Annotated in this window: 20 protein-coding genes; 8 read left to right on the top strand and 12 right to left on the bottom strand. The window is 61.2% G+C overall.

Annotated elements, in window-relative coordinates:
• Positions 1-89: 89 nt before the first annotated feature.
• The gene (locus tag AAIL67_RS22630; protein WP_034356860.1) at positions 90-611 is read right to left on the bottom strand and encodes a hypothetical protein; all 522 of its coding nucleotides are present in this window, start codon (positions 609-611) and stop codon (positions 90-92) included.
• Between the two features lie 366 nt (positions 612-977).
• Positions 978-2,267, bottom strand: coding sequence for a DEAD/DEAH box helicase (locus AAIL67_RS22635; RefSeq protein WP_343485169.1), 1,290 nt, complete (start codon positions 2,265-2,267; stop codon positions 978-980).
• Between the two features lie 124 nt (positions 2,268-2,391).
• On the opposite strand from AAIL67_RS22635, the gene AAIL67_RS22640 reads away from it, so the two are divergent.
• Entirely contained in the window at positions 2,392-3,387 is a 996-nt protein-coding gene (locus AAIL67_RS22640) for a quinone oxidoreductase (protein WP_343485171.1), read from the top strand.
• A 26-nt stretch (positions 3,388-3,413) separates the two neighbouring features.
• Here the strand turns inward: AAIL67_RS22640 and AAIL67_RS22645 are convergent, their stop codons facing one another.
• The 8 genes from AAIL67_RS22645 to AAIL67_RS22680 form a co-directional block, all read right to left on the bottom strand.
• Positions 3,414-3,818: a nuclear transport factor 2 family protein gene (locus AAIL67_RS22645; protein WP_238585735.1), complete on the bottom strand. Its 405-nt coding sequence runs from the start codon at positions 3,816-3,818 to the stop codon at positions 3,414-3,416.
• Between the two features lie 259 nt (positions 3,819-4,077).
• A complete protein-coding gene (locus tag AAIL67_RS22650; RefSeq protein ID WP_003063579.1) occupies positions 4,078-5,388 on the bottom strand; it encodes a citrate synthase in 1,311 nt (436 codons plus the stop codon).
• A 30-nt stretch (positions 5,389-5,418) separates the two neighbouring features.
• Entirely contained in the window at positions 5,419-5,712 is a 294-nt protein-coding gene (locus AAIL67_RS22655; RefSeq protein ID WP_003053208.1) for a succinate dehydrogenase assembly factor 2, read from the bottom strand.
• A complete protein-coding gene (locus tag AAIL67_RS22660; protein WP_003053210.1) occupies positions 5,712-6,416 on the bottom strand; it encodes a succinate dehydrogenase iron-sulfur subunit in 705 nt (234 codons plus the stop codon). The genes AAIL67_RS22655 and AAIL67_RS22660 overlap by 1 nt, the downstream gene beginning before the upstream one ends.
• Before the next feature lie 27 nt (positions 6,417-6,443).
• The gene (gene sdhA / locus AAIL67_RS22665; protein ID WP_034356849.1) at positions 6,444-8,249 is read right to left on the bottom strand and encodes a succinate dehydrogenase flavoprotein subunit; all 1,806 of its coding nucleotides are present in this window, start codon (positions 8,247-8,249) and stop codon (positions 6,444-6,446) included.
• Between the two features lie 33 nt (positions 8,250-8,282).
• Complete coding sequence (sdhD, locus tag AAIL67_RS22670; RefSeq protein WP_003063575.1) at positions 8,283-8,648, bottom strand: succinate dehydrogenase, hydrophobic membrane anchor protein; 366 nt, start codon at positions 8,646-8,648, stop codon at positions 8,283-8,285.
• 41 nt (positions 8,649-8,689) lie between these two features.
• On the bottom strand, positions 8,690-9,115 hold the full coding sequence (gene sdhC, locus AAIL67_RS22675) for a succinate dehydrogenase, cytochrome b556 subunit (protein WP_003063573.1): 426 nt from the start codon (positions 9,113-9,115) through the stop codon (positions 8,690-8,692).
• 146 nt (positions 9,116-9,261) lie between these two features.
• Positions 9,262-10,053: a GntR family transcriptional regulator gene (locus tag AAIL67_RS22680; protein ID WP_012839254.1), complete on the bottom strand. Its 792-nt coding sequence runs from the start codon at positions 10,051-10,053 to the stop codon at positions 9,262-9,264.
• Positions 10,054-10,283: 230 nt separating this feature from the next.
• Between AAIL67_RS22680 and AAIL67_RS22685 the strand changes: the two genes are divergently transcribed.
• The 5 genes from AAIL67_RS22685 to acnB all read left to right on the top strand — a co-directional run bounded on the left by AAIL67_RS22685 (position 10,284) and on the right by acnB (position 16,400).
• Positions 10,284-11,273, top strand: coding sequence for a malate dehydrogenase (locus AAIL67_RS22685; RefSeq protein WP_003063568.1), 990 nt, complete (start codon positions 10,284-10,286; stop codon positions 11,271-11,273).
• Between the two features lie 14 nt (positions 11,274-11,287).
• Positions 11,288-12,112, top strand: coding sequence for a trans-aconitate 2-methyltransferase (gene tam / locus AAIL67_RS22690; protein WP_034392259.1), 825 nt, complete (start codon positions 11,288-11,290; stop codon positions 12,110-12,112).
• Positions 12,109-13,113 (top strand): aldolase/citrate lyase family protein, encoded by a 1,005-nt coding sequence (locus AAIL67_RS22695; protein WP_063665373.1) that lies wholly within the window; start codon positions 12,109-12,111, stop codon positions 13,111-13,113. The genes tam and AAIL67_RS22695 overlap by 4 nt, the downstream gene beginning before the upstream one ends.
• A 31-nt stretch (positions 13,114-13,144) precedes the next feature.
• A complete protein-coding gene (locus tag AAIL67_RS22700; protein ID WP_343485172.1) occupies positions 13,145-13,717 on the top strand; it encodes a hypothetical protein in 573 nt (190 codons plus the stop codon).
• 97 nt (positions 13,718-13,814) lie between these two features.
• The gene (gene acnB / locus AAIL67_RS22705; protein WP_003063559.1) at positions 13,815-16,400 is read left to right on the top strand and encodes a bifunctional aconitate hydratase 2/2-methylisocitrate dehydratase; all 2,586 of its coding nucleotides are present in this window, start codon (positions 13,815-13,817) and stop codon (positions 16,398-16,400) included.
• Between the two features lie 81 nt (positions 16,401-16,481).
• Here the strand turns inward: acnB and AAIL67_RS22710 are convergent, their stop codons facing one another.
• The gene (locus tag AAIL67_RS22710; RefSeq protein WP_052088309.1) at positions 16,482-17,324 is read right to left on the bottom strand and encodes a helix-turn-helix transcriptional regulator; all 843 of its coding nucleotides are present in this window, start codon (positions 17,322-17,324) and stop codon (positions 16,482-16,484) included.
• A 140-nt stretch (positions 17,325-17,464) separates the two neighbouring features.
• Between AAIL67_RS22710 and AAIL67_RS22715 the strand changes: the two genes are divergently transcribed.
• Positions 17,465-17,887: a hypothetical protein gene (locus AAIL67_RS22715; RefSeq protein ID WP_034380758.1), complete on the top strand. Its 423-nt coding sequence runs from the start codon at positions 17,465-17,467 to the stop codon at positions 17,885-17,887.
• Between the two features lie 247 nt (positions 17,888-18,134).
• Positions 18,135-18,815 (top strand): 7-cyano-7-deazaguanine/7-aminomethyl-7-deazaguanine transporter, encoded by a 681-nt coding sequence (locus AAIL67_RS22720; RefSeq protein ID WP_063665372.1) that lies wholly within the window; start codon positions 18,135-18,137, stop codon positions 18,813-18,815.
• A 387-nt stretch (positions 18,816-19,202) separates the two neighbouring features.
• Here AAIL67_RS22720 and bfr read toward each other — a convergent pair whose 3' ends face one another.
• A complete protein-coding gene (bfr, locus tag AAIL67_RS22725; protein ID WP_034376513.1) occupies positions 19,203-19,667 on the bottom strand; it encodes a bacterioferritin in 465 nt (154 codons plus the stop codon).
• Between the last annotated feature and the right edge of the window lie 438 nt (positions 19,668-20,105).

A 20,105-nucleotide genomic window follows, 5' to 3' on the forward strand; every position in this document is an offset into this window, starting at 1 on the left:
GTGAGCTGGCACTTTAGCGTGCTCTCTGGTGCTGCCAACGCTGATTGGCAATGTATGCACTGCGGTTCCGTACCCGTTTTACAAATTGATCACAGTTTCCAGCCGAACTCGAGCGCAATGAAAGCTGAGCATTGGCCGCAGGTCTTTGGTGCAGCGCGGACCGTAACGCTGTAGCGCTCACCCTGCCAGCGCACCAGGGCTCCGGCGGCTGCCATGACGGGGCGTGTGTAGTTGGTGCGCAAGCCGGCATAAACGCCAGAGTGCAGATTGCCAAAAGTCAGCGGCGTGTACTCGCCTATGGCGTAGGTGCTCCAGCGGTCGATGCTGTTGCGATAGAAGCCGGCCTGCACGGAGAAATTGCTGGAAAACTCTCGTCTGATACCCAGGCCCAGGTTTTCCTCGTTCCATGTTTTGCCACGTTTCCGTTCGCTGAAATGGTGGCTGACCGTGTGCAGATTGATATGCCATGCGCCCGCAGCCTGGCTGACCTGGGCAGACTGATTGACCTCGACGGGCTGAGTGGTCTCGGCAGACTGATTGGCTTCGTCGGCTTGGACTGCGGAGCAGGCAATGACGATGGTCAACCCTGCCAGTGTTTTCAACGATTTCATTGCCGTTCCCCCCTGCATCGCTTCACAGGCGCATGCAGACAGGTCAGTGACATCCTTGGCTCGCGTTCGCAGTGCTGCCAAGGGACCTGGCTTACCAATTTTTATTTAAAAAATTCATGTAAACCATGTTTCCTAATGTCTATGACTATCGAAGTGGCGGATGTAAGAATAGTTCTTATCTATTGGTGATTGAATTTCAATTGGGTTTATGGAAATTTGGAGACTTCGCTGTCGAAAAAGCGGCAGGAAGAGGGAGCGGCTGCGTCCGGCCAGGTTGAAGGCGGTCTCTGTCAGACGCAAAAAAGGCCGCAAGGGCGGCCTTTTTGATGAGGTGAGGCGAGGGAGTCCCCGGCCTTGCGCGGCAGCTCAATCGGCAGGCTGCTGTTTTGCAGCTGCAGCGCGCAGCTTGTCCTTCTTGCTGGGTCTGCGACCTTTGATACCTCCGTTGCCATCTTGCGCAACCGGTGGTGGTGGCACGGCTTCGGTGGGCTCAAAGCCCTGAATTTGCTCCAGAGCGATTTCGAGCTGGTTGCGCTTGCAGATCAGTTTCCAGTGTGCAGTTTCTGCGGGGGGGACAAAAGTAATAGCGGAACCTGCGTGTCCTGCGCGACCGGTGCGGCCAATTCTATGAATATAGTCGGCGGGCGAGCGAGGCAGGTCGTAGTTGATGACCGTGGGCAACTGTGCGATATCGATGCCGCGCGCGGCCAGGTCGGTGGTGATGAGCAGCTGCCAGCGCTTGGACTTGAACTGATCGAGCACATCCTTGCGCGCACCCTGGCTCATATCGCCGTGGAAGGTGGTGGCGTAGATGCCCGCCTTGTAGAGCTTGTCGGCCAGCATTTCGGCGGTGTGGCGCTTGGCGACAAAGACCAGGGCTCGTTCCCATTCGGGCTGGTTCTCGCCTTGCTTGACGAGCTGGCGCAGCAACTGGGTGCGGCGGGTACCGTCCACGGCAATGGCGCGCTGGCTGATGTTCTCGGGGCAGGTCGAATGCTCGGCGGCCTGGTCGGCATCGACCTGCACCCGAACGGGGTCGTGCAGCAGGCGGGTGGCCAGCGCCTCCACGTTCTGCGGGAAGGTGGCCGAAAACAGCAGGGTTTGGCGTTTGGCGGGCAGCAGCGCCAGCACGCGGTTGAGTTCTTCGGCAAAGCCCTGGTCCAGCAGGCGATCCGCCTCGTCCAGAACCAGATGCTGCACTGCGTTCAGGCGTACGGCATTGTGCTCCACCAGATCCAGCAGGCGGCCCGGCGTGGCGACCAGAAAGTCGGCGCTGCCACGCAGCTGCATCATCTGCGGGTTGATGGAGACACCTCCATAGACCACGCGGCTGCGTGGTTGCTCACGCAACTGGCGCGTGATGTCGCTCAGGCTTTCATGAACCTGCAGGGCCAGCTCGCGCGTGGGCACCAGAATCAAGGTGGCCAGCGGCCGCACAAAGCCGGTGTGGCCGCGCTTTTGCGCCAGCCAGGCCTGCAGCAGGGGCAGCAGATAGGCCATGGTCTTGCCCGAGCCCGTGGGCGCGCAGGCCCAGAGATCGCGCCCGGCCAGCACGGCGGGGATGGCCTCGGTCTGAATCGGCGTCGCGTCGCGCAGACCCAGATCGAGTGTGGCATCCAGAAGCTCGGCGCGCAGGCCTAGGGGGGCAAAAGACATAGAAGAATCAATAGCGGTGTGCAGGAGGCGCATTGTGCGGGAATTGCCGCGTCGCAGCGAGGCGCAGGGACAAGCGCGGTGCAGGCTACATTCGCAGGATTACAACCCGCAAGGAGCATCAGCCATGAGTCAGATCACGCATCAAGCCATTGTCATGACGGAATACGGAGGCCCTGAGGTTCTGCAGATCGCCTCGGTCGCTTCGCTGCCGCTGACGGCTGGACAGGTGCGCGTGCGACACACGCGCATTGGCGTGAACTTTCACGATATCTATGTGCGCTCCGGGCTTTACAAGACGCTGGCGCTGCCGGGCACGCCCGGCATCGAAGCCGTGGGGGTGGTGGCAGAAGTGGGGGAAGGCGTGACTCGCTTCAGGCCCGGCGACCGGGTCTGCTATGTCTCTGGCGCCTATGCCATCTACGCCGCCGAGCGCGTGATTGCGGGCGACGAGCTGATTGCCGTGCCCGATGACCTCAGCGATGCGCTGGTCGCATCCAGCCTGCTGCGCGGGCTGACGGCCGATGTGCTGCTGCACCGGGTGGCTCGGGTAAGCCAGGGATCGCGGATTCTGGTGCAGGCCGCCGGTGGCGGCATGGGGCAGATTCTGAGCCAGTGGGCCACGCAGTTGGGGGCCATGGTGATCGGCACGGCAGGCAGCGATGCCACGGCAAAAAAGGCCGACCAGGCCGGCTGCGTGGAGGTGATCCGCTATCGCGGCGTGGGCGCCCAGGATGTGGCTGTGCGTGTGCAGCAGTTGACCGGCGGCGAAGGCGTGGATGTGGCTTATGACGGCGTGGGCAAGGACAGCTTTGATGGTTCGCTGGCCAGTCTGGGCATCGGCGGCCAGCTGGTGATGTACGGACAGTCTTCCGGTCCGGTGCCGCCGCTGGAGATTGCGCGTCTGGCCGCCAAGTCGAACAGCGTGTGCCGGCCCATGGTGTTTCACTTCGTCAAAAAGCCCAGAGAGCGCGATGCCATGGCCGCGCGCCTGTTCGAGGCGCTGCGCAAAAAGCATTTCCGCATGGGCGAGCCGCAGGAGTTTGCGCTGGCCGATGCAGCGCAGGCACACAGGCAGCTGGAGGCGCATGGCGCCGTGCAGCCCATTTTGCTCGTGCCCTGAAGCGCGGGCTGTCTGCGGTAGAGGTCTTATTGTGCGCCGGCTTGGGGGCGTGGCAGATAGACCTCGTGCCACAGGCTGACTTTTTCGTGCTCGTCAAAACGCATGAGCAGCATGGCGACAAAGTGCTGGGCGCCGCCATCTGCCTTGGTGATGCAGACATCCATGGAAAAGACCACGGAGTCCTCGTCGGCCGTGGTGTGCCGGATGTCGTAGCGAATGCCTTCCATGTCCTGCTTCATGCCTTCGAGAAACTCGCGATAGCTCTCAAGGTCCGCTGCATAGTGGCGGCCGTTGGGCTCGACCACGAATTGCTCGGCAAAGCATTCGGCCACCTGCTCGCGGCTCAGCGTGGTGTGACGACTCAGGTGGCGCTGGTTCCAGTCGAGCACGGCATGGGCCAGCTCCAGATTGCGTTGTCGTTTTGCGTGCATGAAGACCAGTATAGAAGAGCCGATTCCGGGTTCGCTCCGCATTTCTGACATGGACCGATTCATAAATTTCTATAGCGGCTAGCGCTTTGTATCAATGGATACTGAGATGATTCACACTTGAAATCGACCTGTGTCTTGCGTAACCAGCTATGGTTTTACCAAAGCTGAGATCGGGGGCACGTAAAAAAGCCCGCGGACTTTGCAGTCTGCGGGCTTTTTGCCACCCTGAGACCCGGAAATCCGGGCCTGGGTGTGCCGATCAACGCTGAGCGATAGGCTTGACGTCGCGCGACACGGAGCCGGTGAACAACTGGCGGGGACGGCCGATCTTGTACTCGGGGTCGGCCATTTGTTCGTTGAGCTGAGCGATCCAGCCCACGGTACGGGCCAGCGCGAAGATGCCGGTGAACAGGTTGACGGGGATGCCGATGGCGCGCTGCACGATGCCGGAGTAGAAGTCCACGTTGGGGTAGAGCTTGCGCTGGACGAAGTAGTCGTCTTCCAGAGCAATCTTTTCCAGCTTCTTGGCCAGGGCGAACAGGGGATCGTTTTCCAGACCCAGCTCGGCCAGGATTTCGTTGCAGGTTTCCTGCATCAGCTTGGCGCGGGGGTCGTAGTTCTTGTAGACGCGGTGGCCAAAGCCCATCAGCTTCACGCCGCTGGTCTTGTCCTTGACCTGTTCCATGAACTCGCCGACCTTTTCGATGCCGCCATTGGCCTGGATGCCTTCCAGCATGTTCAGGCAGGCTTCGTTGGCGCCGCCGTGGGCAGGGCCCCACAGACAGGCCACGCCAGCGGAGATGGCGGCGAAGGGGTTGGTGCCCGAAGAACCGCACAGACGCACGGTGGAGGTCGAAGCGTTCTGCTCGTGGTCGGCGTGCAGGATGAAGATGCGGTCCAGAGCGCGCTCAACCACGGGGTTGACCTTGTACTCTTCGCAGGGGTTGCCGAACATCATGCGCATGAAGTTGCCGGCATACGACAGGTCGTTCTTGGGGTACATGTAGGGCTGGCCCATACCGTACTTGTATGCCATGGCGACCAGCGTAGGCATCTTGGCGATCAGGCGGATCGCAGCGATGTTGCGGTGCTCTGGGTTGGTGATGTCGGTGCTGTCGTGGTAGAAGGCCGACATGCCGCCCACCAGGCCGGTCAGCACGGCCATGGGGTGAGCGTCACGACGGAAGCCGCGCAGGAAGAACTGCATCTGCTCGTTGACCATGGTGTGCTTGGTCACCAGCTCTTCGAAGTTGGCCTTTTCCTTCTCGTTGGGCAGTTCCCCGTACAGCAGCAGGTAGCAGGTTTCCAGGAAGTTGCAGTTCTTGGCCAGTTGTTCGATGGGGTAGCCGCGGTACAGCAGCTCGCCCTTGTCGCCGTCGATGTAGGTGATGGCGGATTGGCAGGCGGCGGTAGAGAGGAAGCCCGGGTCATACGTGAACATGCCAGTCTGGGCATAGAGCTTGCGGATGTCGATCACATCCGGGCCGATATTGCCCTGGTACACCGGCATTTCCACACTGGGAGCGCCATTGCTGAAAGACAGCGTTGCTTTGTTGTCAGCGAGTTTCATTTCCAAACTTCCTTCTCTAGTTTGCCTAGCCTACTGGGGACAGTTACCGGGCTGGCGCTTGCGCACCATCTCCAGCACTTCCCTGACTTCTTGGGTATCGAGTTGTCCTTCAGGTTCCTTGCGACGCAAGAAAAGATCCATCAGGTCGTTGTCTGCCAGATCCATCAAGGCAGACAGGCCAGTCGCGTGTCTCCGCGTGAGCTGGCTTCCGTAGGTGGCGAAGAACTGCTCGATGAACAGATCGTTCTCAACCAGACCACGGCGGCTGCGCCACCTCAGCAGGTCGCGCTCACGTTCGTCGAGCAGAGTATTCGTCATCAGCATCAGACGGTTCGACGAACCATCAGCTCCTTGATCTTGCCAATGGCTGCGGTGGGGTTCAGGTGCTTGGGGCACACGTCCACGCAGTTCATGATGGTGTGGCAGCGGAAGAGGCGGTAAGGATCTTCCAGGTTGTCAAGGCGCTCGCCCGTGGCTGTGTCGCGGCTGTCCGCGATGAAGCGGTAAGCCTGCAGCAGACCGGCCGGGCCCACGAACTTGTCGGGGTTCCACCAGAACGAGGGGCAGCTGGTGGAGCAGCTGGCGCACAGAATGCACTCGTACAGGCCGTTGAGCTCTTCGCGCTCTTCGGGCGACTGCAGGCGCTCCTTGCTGGGCGATGCGTAGACATCGCTTTGCAGGTAGGGCTTGATCGAGTGGTACTGCTTGAAGAACTGGGTCATGTCCACGATCAGATCGCGGATGACGGGCAGGCCGGGCAGGGGCTTGAGAACGATGTCGCCCTTGAGGGTGTTCATGTTCGTCAGGCAGGCCAGACCGTTCTTGCCGTTGATGTTCATGGCGTCGGAGCCGCACACGCCTTCACGGCAGGAGCGACGGAAGGCGATGGAGGGGTCCATGGCCTTGAGCTTGACCAGGGCGTCCAGCAGCATGCGCTCGTGACCGTCCAGCTCCACTTGCACTGTTTGCATGTAGGGCTTGGCGTCTTTGTCCGGATCGTAGCGGTAGATTTTGAATGTGCGCTTCATTTTGATCTTCTCTCGTGGGCTGCTGAATTAGAACGTGCGGACCTTGGGAGGAACGCTGGCAACGGTCAGGGGCTTGAGGTTCACAGGCTTGTAGGTCAGGCTGTTGGTCGCGCTGTCCCACAGGGTGTGCTTGAGCCATTCCTTGTCGTTGCGGCCCAGGGGGAATTCGGCGTGGTCGGCAGGGTGCTCGTAGTCGTACACGGTGTGTGCACCACGGCATTCCTTGCGGGCTGCGGCCGAGGTCATGGTGGCTTGTGCCACTTCGATCAGGTTGTCCACTTCCAGGGCTTCCATGCGAGCGGTGTTCCACACCATGGACTTGTCCTTCAGGGTCACGGAGCCAACCTTGTCGCGGATCGCGTTGATCTTGGCGACGCCTTCGTCCATGCTCTTTTGCGTGCGGAACACGCCAGCATGAGTCTGCATGGATTGACGGATCTCGCCAGCGACGTCCTGGGCGTACGTGCCGTCCTTGGAGTCCTGCAGCTGGTTGAGGCGGGCCAGGGTGCGGTCGGCGCCATCGGCGGGCACTTCGTGGTGAGCACCGAAGCCGTTGACGAATTCCACGATGTGCTTGCCGGCAGACTTGCCGAAGACCAGCAAATCCAGCAGCGAGTTGGTGCCCAGGCGGTTGGCGCCGTGCACGGACACGCACGAGCATTCGCCCACGGCGTAGAGACCGTTGACCACATTGTTCTGCTGACCGTCCCAGACCACGACCTGACCGTTGATGTTGGTCGGGATGCCGCCCATCTGGTAGTGGATGGTGGGAACCACGGGAATGGGTTCCTTGGTGATGTCCACGTTGGCGAAGTTGTGGCCGATTTCTTCCACGGAAGGCAGACGCTTGCGGATGGTTTCGGCACCCAGGTGGTCCAGCTTCATCAGGATGTAGTCCTTGTTGGGACCGCAGCCGCGACCTTCCTTGATTTCCTGGTCCATCGAACGCGACACGAAGTCACGCGGTGCCAGATCCTTCAGTGTGGGAGCGTAACGCTCCATGAAGCGCTCGCCTTCGCTATTCAAAAGAATAGCGCCTTCGCCGCGGCAGCCTTCGGTCAGCAGCACGCCGGCACCGGCCACGCCGGTGGGGTGGAACTGCCAGAACTCCATGTCCTGCAGCGGGATGCCGGCGCGAGCAGCCATGCCCAGGCCGTCACCGGTGTTGATGAAGGCGTTGGTCGAAGCCTGGAAGATGCGACCGGCACCGCCGGTGGCCAGCAGCACGGCCTTGGCGTGCAGCTCGTACAGATCGCCGGTTTCCAGTTCCAGTGCGGTCACGCCGACCACATCGCCCTGGGTGTTGCGGATCAGGTCCAGCGCCATCCACTCCACGAAGAAGTTGGTCTTGGACTTGACGTTCTGCTGGTACAGCGTGTGCAGCATGGCGTGACCGGTACGGTCAGCGGCAGCGCAGGCGCGTTGCACGGGCTTTTCGCCGTAGTTGGCTGTGTGGCCGCCGAAGGGGCGCTGGTAGATGGTGCCGTCGGCATTGCGGTCGAAAGGCATGCCGAAGTGCTCGAGCTCGATCACGACGTTCGGCGCTTCACGGCACATGAACTCGATGGCGTCCTGGTCGCCCAGCCAGTCGGAGCCCTTGATGGTGTCGTAGAAGTGATAGTGCCAGTTGTCTTCGCTCATATTGCCCAGCGAAGCGGACACGCCGCCCTGGGCGGCCACAGTGTGCGAGCGAGTGGGGAAAACCTTGGACAGCGAGGCGACGGACAGACCGGCGCGCGACAGTTCCAGCGCAGCGCGCAGGCCGGAGCCGCCGGCACCGACGATCACGACGTCAAACTTGCGCTTGGTGATATTTGCTTTGGAGTAGCTCATTCTTAACCTTCAATCGTGGAGACTGTGTCTCAATCAGAGACGCCACAGAACCTGGATGCCCCAGCCGATGCAGCCGACCAGCCAGACAATGGTGACCACTTGCAGTGCAAGGCGCAGGCCCACGGGCTTGACGTAGTCCATCCAGATGTCACGCACGCCGATCCAGGCATGCCAGCCCAGAGCCACGAAGAGGGCCAGGGTCAGAAACTTCATCCACTGGGGAGCAAAAATGCCGGCCCACTGCTCGTAGCCCACGGGGCCGCCGACCGTCAGAAAGCGCACCAGCAGCACAACGGTGTACAGCGCCATCAGGACGGCGGTAGAGCGTTGAGCCAGAAAGTCGCGGGTGCCATAGTGCGCACCGACAACGGTGCGCTTGGAGCCGTAATTCACGGACATGGTTGTTTCCTTATCGTGAGGTGTTATTGACTGGGCGCTGATCAGTACAGGCCGAACAGCTTGGCGCCAAGCACCACGGTCAGGGCAACGCTGATGCACAGAACGACGGCGGCGGTGGACTTGCCGGTCTGCTTGTTCACGGCGTGGTGGTTCACGTCCATCACCAGGTGGCGGACACCTGCGCAGAAGTGGTGCAGATAGGCCCAGATCAGTGCCAGGCAGACGAGCTTGGCAAACCAGCCAAAGGGACCTGCGAATACCGACGTGAAGGAATCAAACGAAATTTCCGACGAGATCGAGTTGTCGAACATCCAGATGATGAACGGCAGCAGGATCGCCATCAGCAGGCCGCTGACGCGGTGCAAGATGGACACAATGCCTGCCAGGGGCAGGCGATAGGTCGGTAGGTCCGAGAAGAAGTTGATATTGCGGAACTCTGGCCGCTGTTTTGCTTTTTGCTCTGTCATGGCAGGGTACTTTCGTGGATGTAACTGCGTTGTAATCGCTAGTGCGAAGCGACACAAAATTCTATTGCAATGCAGCAGAATCCGTTAGCCGAATTTGCATAGCAGATGATTGGGCTCTGTTGCAATCAACGCTTTTACGGGGGGATTCAGTTCAATGCATTGCGGTAATGATGGGTGTCGGTGCGGTACAGGCCGCGTCGTAACTCCATGGGAACATCGTTGTATGTGTAAGCAGTTCGCTCCACGCTGAGCAGCGGCGTGGTGCTGGGAATGTTCAGCAACTGGGCTTGCTCGGCATCCGGCAGAACGGCGCGAATTTTCTCGTCGGCCCGCACCATGCGCACGCCATAGTCGAGTTCGAACATTGCGTAAGTGGGGCCCTGGTAGTTGGACATCTGTTCGGCCGTCAGCCCCTTGAAGGCGTTGCCAGGCAGCCAGATGTCCTCCAAAATAGTCGGGATTGCAGCAAAGGACAGGGTGCGGCGCACATGCATCACGGCGTCGCCGGTGCGCAGGGCCAGGGCGCGGGCCACTTCGGCAGGCGCGCGCAGGCGGCGGCACTCGAGGATGTGGCGCTCTGCGCGGCCTTCGCCCTGCAGGTCGCCAGCATCGGGGCGCAGATTCAGAAAGCGGTACTGCACCTGTTGGGCGGCGTGAGTGGCCACAAACGTGCCTTTGCCCTGGCGGCGCATGACCAGATTTTCGGCAGCCAGCTCATCGATTGCCTTGCGCACCGTGCCCTGGCTGACCTTGAAGCGTGCTGCCAGCTCCATTTCACTGGGGATCAGTTCTCCGGGGCGCCATTCGCCAGCTTCCAGACTTTGCAGGATCAGGCCCTTGATCTGCTGGTACAGAGGGCTGAAGGCTGGGGTGGAGACGCCGGCACCACCGCTATGGCTGGCGTTGTTGTCCGGGGCTGTGTTGTGGGGGCTGGGCATAGTTGGTTTTGAAGGTATCGCCTCCGCGATGCGATGCACAAAAAACAGTCGATTTGACTCTGGTCGCTAAGTGAAGATCATATCTTATATAAGACATAAGACAAATTGACCGGGCTTTGATTTCAGCAGTACACTTGCCGCATGTTTGCGGAGCTTGCGCTACTGGTGGTTACGCTGGTGCAACCTGGCGCCCATAACATCTCAATTTTTTCCAATCTTGGAGTTTCACCATGAGCAAGAAGCCCGTCCGTGTCGCCGTTACCGGCGCAGCTGGCCAAATCGGTTACGCCCTGTTGTTCCGCATCGCCTCTGGCGAAATGCTGGGTAAAGATCAGCCCGTTATTCTGCAACTGCTGGAAATCCCCGACGAAAAGGCTCAAAACGCTCTGAAGGGCGTGATCATGGAGCTGGAAGACTGCGCCTTCCCCCTGCTGGCCGGCATCGAAGCCCACGCCGACCCCATGACCGCCTTCAAGGACACCGACTACGCTCTGCTGGTGGGTGCCCGTCCTCGTGGCCCCGGCATGGAACGTGCTGACCTGCTGGCTGCCAACGCCCAGATCTTCACCGCCCAGGGCAAGGCTCTGAACGCCGTGGCTTCGCGCAATGTCAAGGTTCTGGTGGTCGGCAACCCCGCCAACACCAATGCCTACATCGCCATGAAGTCGGCTCCCGATCTGCCCGCCAAGAACTTCACCGCCATGCTGCGCCTGGACCACAACCGCGCTGCTTCCCAACTGGCTGCCAAGGGCGGCTTCAAGGTTGGCGACATCAAGAAGCTGACCGTGTGGGGCAACCACTCGCCCACTATGTACGCCGACTACCGCTTCGCCACCGTGGACGGCAAGTCCGTGAAGGAAGCCATCAACGACCAGGAATGGAATGCCAACGTGTTCCTGCCCACCGTGGGCAAGCGCGGCGCCGCCATCATCGCTGCTCGCGGTCTGTCGTCGGCTGCTTCGGCTGCCAACGCTGCCATCGATCACATGCGTGACTGGGCCCTGGGCTCCAACGGCGAATGGGTCACCATGGGCGTGCCTTCCAACGGCGAGTACGGCATCCCCGCCGGTATCGTGTTCGGTTTCCCCGTGACCACCACAGCTGACGGCGAATACAAGATCGTCGAAGGTCTGGAAATCGACGCCTTCTCGCAAGAGTGCATCAACAAGACTCTGGCTGAGCTGCAAGGCGAGCAGGACGGCGTCAAGCACCTGCTGTAATCAGCGCAAAACCTATGCAAGACTGGAACCCTGCGCTATATCTGCGCTTTGCCAATGAGCGCACGCGCCCTGCGGCAGAACTGCTGGCAAGAGTACCTTCCAGCTTGCATTCACCCGCTCGCAGCCTCCGCATCGTGGATCTGGGCTGCGGGCCGGGCAACTCCACCGAACTTCTGGTGGAACGTTTTCCCGGCGCCGATGTGCTCGGTGTCGACAATTCCGAAGCCATGCTGGAGACTGCGCGTAGGCAGTTGCCGCAGGCCAGGTTCGAGGCCGGTGATATTGCCTCCTGGGCACCTGCTGAAGGTGAGCCAGCACCTGATTTGATTTATGCGAATGCCTCCATCCAGTGGGTGGGCGAGCATGAGAGCCTGATTCCCCGTCTGTTTTCGTTGCTGGCGCCCGGTGGCGTGCTGGCCGTGCAGATGCCTGACAACCGTCAGGAACCCTCGCACCGAAACATGCGCGAAGTCGCCCAACTGCCCCGGTTTGTGGCGCACATCGGGGACGCGAGCAAGGTGCGTACCGAAATTTTGCCCATAGGGGTGTATTACGACCTGCTGGCAGCGCCCCAGCCGGCGGCTCCCGCCAATGAGGCTGCGAGCGTGGATGTGTGGCACACCGTCTACCAGCATCCCATGGACTCGGCCGCAGCGATTGTGCAGTGGCTCAGCAGCACGGGCCTCAAGCCTTTCGTGGAAGGTTTGCCCCGGGAGCTGCAAGCCGAGTATCTGACCGAGTATCAAAGCCGCATCGATGCGGCGTATACGGAGCGAGCCGACGGCAAGCGTCTGCTGGCTTTTCCCCGACTTTTCATGGTGGCTCAGCGCAAGTCATGACGAAAGAACTGGTTCATCCCGCCACCGTGCTGCTCGATGCTCAGGGTGGCGCTCAGCGTCTGCCCGTCTGCGATCACTACAGCGGCGTGGAAGCGCGCATGCGCAAAAGCCTGCAGTTGCAGGCAGAGATGATGCAGGAGTTCGGCACCTGTGTGTTCGACGTGACGCTGGACTGCGAGGATGGCGCTCCTGTCGGCCAGGAGGCCGAGCACGCTCGCCTGGTGGTCGAGCTGGCGAATGGAGCGGCTCAAGGCACGCGCGTGGCGGCCCGGGTGCATGCGGTGGAGCATGCTCATTTCCAGGCAGACATGGACATCATTGCCGGCGGCGCGGCGGACAAGCTCTGCCACATCATGATTCCCAAGGTGGAGTCGGTGGATGACGTCATCAAGGCCGAAGCAGCCCTGCAGCGCGCGACAGACAAGCGTGTGCCGCTACATGTCTTGATTGAGTCTCCTGCTGCCGTGCAGCAGGCCTTCGACATTGCCGCGCACCCGGCCGTGCAAAGCATCTCCTTCGGGCTGATGGATTTTGTTTCGGCTCACGGCGGCGCCATCCCGGCCTCCGCCATGACGGCACAGGGCCAGTTCGAGCATCCCTTGGTCGTTCGTGCCAAGCTCGAGATCGCGGCAGCCTGCCATGCCCACGGCAAGGTGCCCTCGCACTGCGTGGTCACGGAATTCAAGAATCCTGAGGCTTTGCAGGCTTGCGCGCAAAAAGCCTCGCGTGAGCTTGGCTACACACGCATGTGGAGCATCCATCCTGACCAGATTCGCCCGATTCTGCGTGCATTTGCGCCAGCAGAGGACGAAGTTCTACAGGCGGCACAAATACTTACCTCTGCAGCGGTGCAGAATTGGGCGCCCATCAGTTTTGGTGGTGTACTACACGACCGCGCGAGCTACCGCTATTTTTGGCAGTTGCTGGAGCGCGCTCACCAGACGGGGCAGGTCTTGCCGGTTGAAGTTCAACCCTGGTTTGCCCCGGCCTCAATCCGTTGAACTCATAACAAGTCTGCAGGAGCTAATTCCTATGAAGACCCTGATCGCCACTTTGATGATTGCCGCTCCCCTGGTCGCAATCAGCCACTCTGCCGTGGCAGAAACCGCTCCCAAGGCCAAGGCGGCCGCCGCCAAGAAGGCTCCCGCCGCCAAGAAGGCCACCACTACTTCCAAGAAGGGCAAGGCTGCCGCTGCCGTAGCTGCAGGTGGCGCGGGTGCTGCCGCCGCCGTGGCTGCCGGCCCGGCTTCCTCCCCTCTGGGCACGGAAGAGTTGGCCGTGGCCGAGCGCGTGCACAAGGGCCGCATTGCCTGCGAGCTCGGTGCCTATGTGAATGTGAATGCCGACACCGCCAACCCCGGTTACTTCATCGTGGACGGCCGTGGCTTCAAGTACCACATGTCTCCCGTCAAGACTTCCACGGGCACCGTGCGCCTGGAAGACAAGGCTGCCGGTGCCGTGTGGCTGCAGATCGCCAACAAGTCCATGCTGATGAACCAGAAGGCCGGCCAGCGTCTGGCGGATGAGTGTATGAGCCCCGAGCAGCAGCAAGTGGCCGAAGCCATCCGCAAGAACCCACCTCCCAGCCTGCTGGACAGCAAATAAGTCTGGCGAGGCTGAGGACTGGCGTATCGCACATGCGCCAGTCCTGTAATTCGCGCTCCACGCGCAGCCTTTTTCAAAAAACCATTGGAGAGAACCCATGTTGAAAGCCTACCGTGACCATGTGGCAGAACGAGCCGCACTGGGCATCCCCCCGCTGCCTCTGGATGCCAAGCAGGTCGCAGACCTGATCGAGCTGATCAAGAACCCACCCGCTGGTGAAGATGCATTCCTGATGGATCTGCTGACCCATCGCGTGCCGCCCGGTGTGGATGATGCAGCCAAGGTCAAGGCTTCCTTCCTGGCCGCCGTGGCTCACGGCGACCTGAAGGTGGGTCTCATCTCCAAGGCCAAGGCCACCGAGCTGCTGGGCACCATGGTGGGTGGCTACAACGTTCACCCTCTGATCGAGCTGCTGGACGATGCCGAAGTGGCTGGCGTGGCTGCCGACGCGCTGAAGAAGACATTGCTGATGTTCGACTTCTTCAACGACGTGGCCGACAAGGCCAAGGCCGGCAATGCCAAGGCCAAGGAAGTAATGCAAAGCTGGGCCGATGCCGAGTGGTTCACTTCGCGTCCCAAGGTCGAGGAAAAGATCACCGTCACCGTCTTCAAGGTGCCCGGCGAGACCAATACCGATGACCTGTCGCCCGCTCCCGACGCCTGGAGCCGTCCCGATATTCCTCTGCACTACCTGGCCATGCTCAAGAACACGCGTCCCGACGCGGCGTTCAAGCCCGAAGAAGACGGCAAGCGCGGCCCCATGCAGTTCATCGAAGACCTGAAGAAGAAGGGCCATCTGGTTGCCTACGTGGGTGACGTGGTTGGTACCGGTTCTTCGCGCAAGTCCGCCACCAACTCCATCATCTGGGGCACGGGCGTGGATATTCCCTTTGTTCCCAACAAGCGCTTTGGTGGCGTGACTCTGGGCGGCAAGATCGCTCCCATCTTCTTCAACACGCAAGAAGACTCCGGCGCTCTGCCCATCGAAGTCGATGTTTCCAAGCTGGAAATGGGCGACGTGATCGACGTGCTGCCCTACGCTGGCAAGATCGTCAAGAACGGCGAAACCGTGGCTGACTTCCAGCTCAAGTCCGACGTGCTGCTGGACGAAGTGCAAGCCGGTGGCCGTATCAACCTGATCATCGGCCGTTCGCTGACCGCCAAGGCTCGCGAAGCCCTGGGTCTGCCCGCATCCACCGAATTCCGCCTGCCCCAGGCTCCTGCCGCTTCCACGGCCGGCTTCACACTGGCCCAGAAGATGGTCGGCCGCGCCTGCGGTCTGCCCGAAGGCCAGGGCGTGCGCCCCGGTACCTACTGCGAGCCTCGCATGACCACCGTGGGTTCGCAGGACACCACCGGCCCCATGACCCGCGACGAACTCAAGGATCTGGCCTGCCTGGGCTTCTCCGCCGATATGGTGATGCAGTCCTTCTGCCACACAGCGGCTTATCCCAAGCCCGTGGACGTGAAGACCCATCGCGAACTGCCCAACTTCATCAGCAACCGTGGCGGCGTGGCCCTGCGTCCTGGTGACGGCGTGATCCACAGCTGGCTCAACCGCCTGCTGCTGCCCGACACCGTGGGTACCGGTGGCGACTCGCACACCCGTTTCCCCATCGGCATCTCCTTCCCCGCAGGCTCCGGTCTGGTGGCCTTCGGCGCCGCTACCGGCGTGATGCCTCTGGACATGCCCGAATCCGTGCTGGTGCGCTTCAAGGGCGAAATGCAGCCTGGCGTGACCCTGCGCGATCTGGTGCACGCGATTCCCTTGTACGCCATCAAGCAAGGTCTGCTGACCGTGGCCAAGGCCGGCAAGATCAACGAATTCTCGGGTCGCATCCTGGAAATCGAAGGTCTGCCAGATCTGAAGGTTGAACAAGCGTTTGAGCTGTCCGACGCTTCTGCCGAGCGCTCTGCCGCCGGTTGCACGATCAAGCTGAACCCCGAGCCGATCAAGGAATACCTGACATCGAACATCGTTCTGATGAAGAACATGATCGCTGACGGTTACGCCGACGCCAAGACGCTGCAGCGCCGTATCGAAAAGGTCGAAGCCTGGCTGGCCAAGCCAGACCTGCTGGAAGCCGACAAGAACGCTGAGTACGCTCACGTCATCGAAATCGACATGTCCGATATCAAGGAACCCATCGTTTGCTGCCCGAACGATCCTGATGATGCCAAGACTCTGTCTGACGTGGCCGGCGCCAAGATCGACGAAGCCTTCATCGGTTCCTGCATGACCAACATCGGTCACTTCCGCGCTGCAGCCAAGCTGCTGGGCGGCCAGCGCGACATCCCCGTCAAGCTGTGGGTGGCTCCTCCCACCAAGATGGACCAGGACGAGCTGATCAAGGAAGGTCACTACTCTGCCTTCGGCACTGCCGGTGCCCGTACAGAAATGCCCGGCTGCTCGCTGTGCATGGGTAACCAGGCTCAAGTGCGTGAAGGTGCGACTGTCATCTCGACTTCCACTCGTAACTTCCCCAACCGTCTGGGCAAGAACACCAACGTGTATCTGGGCTCGGCCGAACTGGCAGCCATCGCTTCGCGTCTGGGCTACCTGCCTTCCAAGGAAGAGTACCTGAAGGAAATGGGCGTGATCGATGCCGACAAGGCTTCCGTCTACCGCTACATGAACTTCAACGAAATCGCCGAGTACGCTGAAGTGGCCGCCAAGATCTAAGCGTCTAGGCACCAGAAATCAAGGCCTTCAAGGGTCTTGCTAAGAAGCCCGCAGGATGCAAGTCCTGCGGGCTTTTGCTTTTCAGGCGGCGCGCCGGGTTTGCATTAGTCGCTGCAGCGCCCGCTGTGTCTCGGCATCTGCCGGGAAGAAGGATTCGACGGCCAGCTCCTGCAGCGTCACGTCCACGGGCGTGCCGAAGATGGTGATGGTGCTGATGAAGCTCAGTGTGCCCAGATCGGTGTGCAATTCAAAGGGCACGGCGATGGGGCTGGGCGGCGGGGAGTCCTTGTCTTCTGCGAACGGGTAGGCTGCGATTTCGTCATGAAGCGCCTGCAGCTCGTTGTCTGCCGTGGCGGCGATCTGCTGCTGCAGGCGGTGCAGCAAATGGGCACGCCACTGCGCGGAGTTGGCCAGGCGTGGGCCCAGTCCCTCGGGGTGCAGGCTCAGGCGCAGCACATTCACGGGTGGCTCCAGCAGCCAGGGCGCCACACCGTCCAGCAGCAGCTGCACGATGGCATTGGCCGCCACCAGGTTCCAGTGTCTATCCACGGCCAGGGCCGGGCTGGGCTCGTGGCCCTTGAGTACCAGCTCCACGGCCTGGCGTGCGGCGGCCAGATCGGGGTGGTCCAGGGGACGGGCCTGGTACATGGGGGCAAAGCCCGCAGCCACCAGCAATGCATTGCGCTCGCGCAGCGGCACCGACAGGCGCTCGGCCAGCCGCAGCACCATCTCGCGGCTGGGCTGTGCACGGCCTGTTTCCACATAGCTCAGGTGACGCGTCGAGATCTCTGCCTCCAGTGCCAGCCCCTGCTGGCTCAGCCGGCGATGCTGGCGCCAATGGCGCAGGTGCTCGCCGAACGGCGCGCGTACGCCCGGCGGCATATGAGCGGCATGAAAAGAAGAGGGGGCGGTGCTGGAGTTCATGCCCGCATCGTAGTGGCAGGCCGGGCAGCAGGCCATGACCTGCAAGGTTATCGACGCTGTGCGAGCGGATGGCAATCATGGACCCCAGCAGCCGGCACAGGGCCGGCCGCAAGACCTTCGTCATAGAACAGGAGTTTTCCATGTCCATTTTTGCTTCTCCCCGGTTTCTGCGTCTTGTGATGTGGGCCGATGCGGCCTCCTGCGCCGCCACGGGCGCACTGCAACTGGCCCTGCAGCGGCCGCTGGCCGATCTGACGGGTCTGCCGCCTTTCCTGCTGACGGCAACAGGTCTTTTCTTGCTGGCCTATGCATCGGCCGCCGCCTGGATGGCGCGTCGCGAGCCTCTGCCGCGCACGCTGATCGGTTTGGTGGCTCTTGGCAATCTGGGCTGGGCACTGGGCTGCGCGGTCCTGGTGTTTGGCTCCGGGCTGGCGCTCAGTGCCTGGGGTCTGGCCTGGGTGGCAGCGCAGGCCGTCGTGGTGCTGGTCCTGGCCGATCTGCAGTGGGCAGGGCTGCGTGCCACGCGCCATGCGGCCCGGCAGGAGGCTCAGCTCGCGCTTTGAACGATGAAAAAAGGATAGCGGCTAGCGCCTGTCATTCATTGAAAGCAGGCTGATTTACTGCTGAAAACATGGATTGGCAGGCGCTACAAGCTATGCTTTTTCTTATATCCGCCATGTGTCCGGGCGGATAAGCGGGCCGGGGGAGGCAGAGATAATTCCGTACCGCTTAAAATTCACGGTTGCGCCGTGCTGGCGCACTCTTCGCAACCATGGGTTCCCTCGCCCCCATCGACCAAAAAGGATTGTCATGACATCCGCTCATGCCGTGCAGACGCAAGCGTCGCGCGTGCCGTTTTACCTCTCCGTACTCGTGGCGTTCCATATCGCCCTGGTCATCGCCAGCAACTACCTGGTACAGCTGCCCATTACGCTGCTGGGCTTTCACAGCACCTGGGGCGCCTTCAGCTTTCCGTTCATCTTTCTGGCCACCGATCTGACCGTGCGCCTGATCGGCAAGACCGCGGCGCGACGCGTCATCATGCGTGCCATGCTGCCCGCGCTCGTGGTGTCCTATGTGGTGGGCGTGCTGTTCCACGAGGGCCGCTTCAATGGCTGGGAAGCGCTGCAAAGCTTCAACGGCTTTGTGTTCCGCATTGCACTGGCCAGTTTTGCCGCCTATGTGCTGGGCCAGTTGCTGGACATTCAGGTCTTCGACCGCATCCGCCAGAAAAGCCATTCCTGGTGGCTGGCTCCGGCGGCTGCGTCGGTGTTCGGCCAGGTGCTGGACACGGCAGCCTTTTTCTCGATCGCCTTCTGGCATAGCTCCGATGCCTTCATGGCGGCCAACTGGGTGGAAATCGCCATGGTCGACTATGTCATCAAGCTGGGTGTGAGTCTGCTGCTGTTTGTTCCCGCTTATGGCGTGGTGCTGGCGGCCATTGTGCGCAGCATGAAGGTACAGGTCACGCCCGCAACGGCGATGCGCTGAGGATGCGGCGTGCAGGGCAGGCTCGGTTGCATGGGCCTGTCCGACATGTGCATCTGCTTCGCCAGGTCCTGCTGGCAGCCGCAGCTTGTGCCTGGTTGGAGACGAAGAGCGGCAGTCCCGCATGACATCCGGTGATGGCCGAGTCGCCCCGGGGGCTCTGACTTGTCGTTTGTCAACGAGTCAATGGGATGCCACAAGGGCGTGAATTTTGGTGGAGCCTCGTTCCAGAAGATGGGGTCGGGCGAGCCTTGCAAGATCGACAATCCGGCAGAAGGCCGCTTTGCCGCCACTGGTGATGACTATGGTTTCCGAACTCGTCTCGAGTCCATGAAAAAGGCCGTCTTTCAAGGACGGCCTCGGTATTTCTCCGCGCTGCGTTGCAGGGGCTCAGGTCTGGCTTTGCAGATAGTTCTGCAGTCCGACCTTGTCGATCAGTCCCAGCTGCTTTTCCAGCCAGTAGGCGTGGTCTTCCTCGGTATCGTGCAACTGGGCCAGCAGGATGTCGCGGCTCACATAGTCGCGGTGCTGCTCGCACAGCGCCACGCCTTGCTGCAGGCCGGCACGGACTTCGTATTCGGTGTCCAGGTCCTTGCGCAACATCTCGGGAACGGTCTCACCGGGCGTGAATTCCTTGGGGCGCATGTCGGGGCGGCCGCCCAGCATCAGAATGCGGCGCAGCAGTGCGTCGGCGTGCTGGGTTTCTTCCTGCATCTCGTGGTCCAGGCGCGTGAAGAGCTTGGCGAACCCCTGGTCTTCATAGATGCGCGAGTGGGCGAAATACTGGTCGCGCGCCGCGAGCTCGCCGCGAAGCAGGTCCTTGAGGTAGTCGACGACTTCGGGATGGCCTTGCATAGTTGTTGTTCTCGGTGAGTTTTCGAAGCCTGAAGTATCCCGCGACTGGCTTCGGGAATCAAAGGCAGCTATCAATTCCCGAGCGCACGCGCTCTGGATGCGGGCTGTAAGCAGATGCATTCGCATTGCTTGGTGCGTATCGAGGCTGATCGGGTTCGTTCGATTCCTCGCAAGGGATGGTGACAACACCCAGCACTTTTGGTCAGCATGGACCGATCAACGGTAAAGCAGAGACAGCACTTGGCGCACTTGGCAAGCCTCCGCAGAGGCTAGCCCTGCCCACAGGGCAGGGATGCAGGGCCGCACTAGTTGGAACTGGCTGCGATGATGCCCCGAAAATCGAATGCCCAGCTCGCCTTCCTCAATCGCCTGGGGTTCTCGGATCGTACAGTCAGGCCGAGACTGCTTCATTGCAAGGGAAACGCTCGGCCCAGTGAT

The sequence above is a fragment of the Comamonas sp. A7-5 genome (genome assembly GCF_039581385.1).
Classification (GTDB): domain Bacteria; phylum Pseudomonadota; class Gammaproteobacteria; order Burkholderiales; family Burkholderiaceae_C; genus Comamonas; species Comamonas thiooxydans.

Excerpts from the sequence above, each read along its gene's own strand:
- sdhD (WP_003063575.1), bottom strand. The coding sequence starts at position 8,648 with ATGTCCGTGAATTACGGCTCCAAGCGCACCGTTGTCGGTGCGCACTAT.
- AAIL67_RS22630 (WP_034356860.1), bottom strand. The coding sequence starts at position 611 with ATGAAATCGTTGAAAACACTGGCAGGGTTGACCATCGTCATTGCCTGC.
- AAIL67_RS22645 (WP_238585735.1), bottom strand. The coding sequence starts at position 3,818 with ATGCACGCAAAACGACAACGCAATCTGGAGCTGGCCCATGCCGTGCTC.
- AAIL67_RS22715 (WP_034380758.1), top strand. The coding sequence starts at position 17,465 with ATGTCCATTTTTGCTTCTCCCCGGTTTCTGCGTCTTGTGATGTGGGCC.
- AAIL67_RS22680 (WP_012839254.1), bottom strand. The coding sequence starts at position 10,053 with ATGCCCAGCCCCCACAACACAGCCCCGGACAACAACGCCAGCCATAGC.
- acnB (WP_003063559.1), top strand. The coding sequence starts at position 13,815 with ATGTTGAAAGCCTACCGTGACCATGTGGCAGAACGAGCCGCACTGGGC.
- bfr (WP_034376513.1), bottom strand. The coding sequence starts at position 19,667 with ATGCAAGGCCATCCCGAAGTCGTCGACTACCTCAAGGACCTGCTTCGC.
- AAIL67_RS22655 (WP_003053208.1), bottom strand. The coding sequence starts at position 5,712 with ATGCTGATGACGAATACTCTGCTCGACGAACGTGAGCGCGACCTGCTG.
- AAIL67_RS22720 (WP_063665372.1), top strand. The coding sequence starts at position 18,135 with ATGACATCCGCTCATGCCGTGCAGACGCAAGCGTCGCGCGTGCCGTTT.
- AAIL67_RS22640 (WP_343485171.1), top strand. The coding sequence starts at position 2,392 with ATGAGTCAGATCACGCATCAAGCCATTGTCATGACGGAATACGGAGGC.
- tam (WP_034392259.1), top strand. The coding sequence starts at position 11,288 with ATGCAAGACTGGAACCCTGCGCTATATCTGCGCTTTGCCAATGAGCGC.
- AAIL67_RS22700 (WP_343485172.1), top strand. The coding sequence starts at position 13,145 with ATGAAGACCCTGATCGCCACTTTGATGATTGCCGCTCCCCTGGTCGCA.
- AAIL67_RS22685 (WP_003063568.1), top strand. The coding sequence starts at position 10,284 with ATGAGCAAGAAGCCCGTCCGTGTCGCCGTTACCGGCGCAGCTGGCCAA.
- AAIL67_RS22660 (WP_003053210.1), bottom strand. The coding sequence starts at position 6,416 with ATGAAGCGCACATTCAAAATCTACCGCTACGATCCGGACAAAGACGCC.
- AAIL67_RS22635 (WP_343485169.1), bottom strand. The coding sequence starts at position 2,267 with ATGTCTTTTGCCCCCCTAGGCCTGCGCGCCGAGCTTCTGGATGCCACA.
- AAIL67_RS22695 (WP_063665373.1), top strand. The coding sequence starts at position 12,109 with ATGACGAAAGAACTGGTTCATCCCGCCACCGTGCTGCTCGATGCTCAG.
- AAIL67_RS22650 (WP_003063579.1), bottom strand. The coding sequence starts at position 5,388 with ATGAAACTCGCTGACAACAAAGCAACGCTGTCTTTCAGCAATGGCGCT.
- sdhC (WP_003063573.1), bottom strand. The coding sequence starts at position 9,115 with ATGACAGAGCAAAAAGCAAAACAGCGGCCAGAGTTCCGCAATATCAAC.
- sdhA (WP_034356849.1), bottom strand. The coding sequence starts at position 8,249 with ATGAGCTACTCCAAAGCAAATATCACCAAGCGCAAGTTTGACGTCGTG.
- AAIL67_RS22710 (WP_052088309.1), bottom strand. The coding sequence starts at position 17,324 with ATGAACTCCAGCACCGCCCCCTCTTCTTTTCATGCCGCTCATATGCCG.